Source organism: Methylobacterium sp. WL116 (assembly GCF_008039455.1).
In the GTDB taxonomy this organism is placed as follows: domain Bacteria; phylum Pseudomonadota; class Alphaproteobacteria; order Rhizobiales; family Beijerinckiaceae; genus Methylobacterium.
Genome location: NZ_VRUV01000800.1, coordinates 1 through 1459, shown reverse-complemented (window position 1 = coordinate 1459; position 1459 = coordinate 1). Strand labels below are relative to the sequence as shown.

The 1459-nt window shown below is 74.9% G+C and carries 2 protein-coding genes; both read right to left on the bottom strand.

Annotated features, from left to right (window positions below; all coding sequences use genetic code 11):
• Positions 1-196 (bottom strand): hypothetical protein (locus FV223_RS31335; RefSeq protein ID WP_210247532.1); only part of this gene is annotated, 196 nt, incomplete at its 3' end.
• 46 nt (positions 197-242) lie between these two features.
• Positions 243-1459: cobaltochelatase subunit CobN (locus tag FV223_RS27455; protein WP_187276274.1), on the bottom strand; the 1217-nt coding region annotated here is incomplete at its 5' end.

Here is a 1459-nt window from a genome sequence, read left to right as displayed (position 1 = left end):
GGATGCCGGCTTCGCCCAGCGGGTGGCGCAGGCCGACGCCTATCTCCACGCCTTCGACGTGGCCGAACGCGACCTGTTCGACGGCGATGCCGCCGCCACGGCACGGATCTGCGCGCGCGTCAGGATGCCGAGGGGCGGGTGGATGCGGGCGAGCAGGCCGTCCCCGGTCGGCATCGGCCGCGCGAGGCTGGGGCACCAACCGCGGCGGTTCGCAGCATCCGGCAGGACGCGACGCGGCACGTTCATTCCGCCGCCTGCGGCATCAATTCGTCGGCCGGCATCGCATTGCGCCGGCTGGTCCAGAGACCGCGGGCGCGGGCCTCGTCGAACCGCTCCAGGATCGCCCGCGTCGCCGCGGGATTGGCGGTGCGCAACGCGTCGAAGGTCTCGGCATCGGCGATCCAGGCGCCGTAGAGCCGGTCGAAGTCGGCATCGGTCACCGCGTCGGTGGTCGCGGCCAGCACGAACACCGCATCAAGCCCTTGAGCGAGTTCCTGGGCGCCGCGATAGCCGTGCCGCAGCTGTCCGGCGATCCAGCGCGGGTTCGCGAGCCGGGCGCGGACGAGGCGGGCGGCGTCCTCGCGGGCGGTGCGCACCTTCGGCGTCTCCGGCCTCGCGGCATCGAGGCTGTAGAGGGTCGGCGTGCCGCCCCCCAAGGCGGCCGCGGCGGCGAACCCGCCCATCGCATCGGCGGCGGCATCGCCGTCGAACAGGTCGCGTTCGGCCACGTCGAAGGCGTGGAGATAGGCGTCGGCCTGCGCCACCCGCTGGGCGAAGCCGGCATCCGCACCCTCCGCGTCGCCGTAGGCATGGGTGCTCGCCGCGAGATAGGCGCGCCCGAGATCGCCGCGCTCGGCCCATGCGCCGTCGAGCGCCGTCTCGGCGGCGCCGGCGCCATAGCGGCCGGGGGCGGCGCCGAAGATGCGAGCCTGGCCCTCGCCACGGCGGCGGGCTGCTGCAAGGGGGTTCTCGTCGTCCTCCTCCTCGCGCTGCGCCACGGCCCGTGCGGCGCGGTCGAGGAGGGCGAGGGTGTCCTGGAAGGTGTCGCGGAACGCGCCCGAGACGCGGCAGGTCACGTCGATGCGCGGCCGGTCGAGCAGGGCGAGCGGCAGCACCTCGAAGCCGGTGACGCGGGTGGTCGCGTGGTCCCAGGTCGGGCGGACGCCCATGAGAGCGAGGGCATGCGCCACGTCCTCGCCGCCGGTGCGCAGCGTCGGCGAGGCCCACAGGTCCATGACGATCCGGGCGGGATACTCGCCCTCGTCCTGGAGGTGGCGCAGGACGATGGCGGCCGCGGCCTTCTCGCCGAGCAGCGTCGCCGCCCGGGTCGGCAGCGAACGCGGATCGAGCGTCATCAGGTTGCGGCCGGTCGGCATCACGTCGGTGCGTCCGCGCGAGGGCGATCCGGATGGGCCCGGCGCCACGAATCGGCCGTCGAGGGCGGCGAGCAGCCCCGCCC